Source organism: Streptomyces alkaliphilus, assembly GCF_014141535.1.
In the GTDB taxonomy this organism is placed as follows: domain Bacteria; phylum Actinomycetota; class Actinomycetes; order Streptomycetales; family Streptomycetaceae; genus Streptomyces; species Streptomyces alkaliphilus.
The window spans coordinates 1-517 of the sequence record NZ_VKHT01001692.1; the positions used below are offsets into that span (position 1 = coordinate 1).

The following is a 517-nucleotide window of genomic DNA, read 5'->3' on the forward strand; positions in this document are numbered from 1 at the left end:
GGGCACCGCCACCCCGGACACCGGGGGTACGACGGGCTGACACCCCGCCGGTCCGGAACCGCCCCACGACCGGCCGATCGCCGGTCCGCTCACCCCCGGGCCGTTCCGGAGCGCCGCGACGGCCGTTGCCCGTCCGGGCCCTTCGTCGGCCCCCCTCGCCCGCCGGCTGCCGACCGCGGAACAACCCGGCCGGGAGCTCCGGGTACCGGTGCCCCCGGCCCCGGCCCCGGGAGGAACGTCCGACGGCGGGCCGCCGTTCCGTGGGTCAGCCGCCCGCCGTCAGGTGACCGGTCAACCAGGCGGGGAACCCCGGCAGTCCGTCGGCGAGCACCACGTCCGCGCCGGCCTCCCGCAGTTCCTCCGCCCCGTACGGGCCGGTGGGCACGGTCACCGACAGCGCGTTCGCCGCGACCGCGCCCCGGATGTCCCCGAGGTGGTCGCCGACGTATATCCCGGCGCCGTGCTCGCGCAGGGCGATCGCCTTGGCCTCCGCCCACAGGTCGCCGACCAGCACGTC

General features: G+C 78.3%; 1 protein-coding gene. It reads right to left on the bottom strand.

Features of this window, described 5'->3' with window-relative positions; genetic code table 11:
* Positions 1-265: 265 nt before the first annotated feature.
* The coding region (locus FNQ90_RS26355; RefSeq protein WP_182608582.1) for an HAD family hydrolase at positions 266-517 on the bottom strand (252 nt) is incomplete at its 5' end.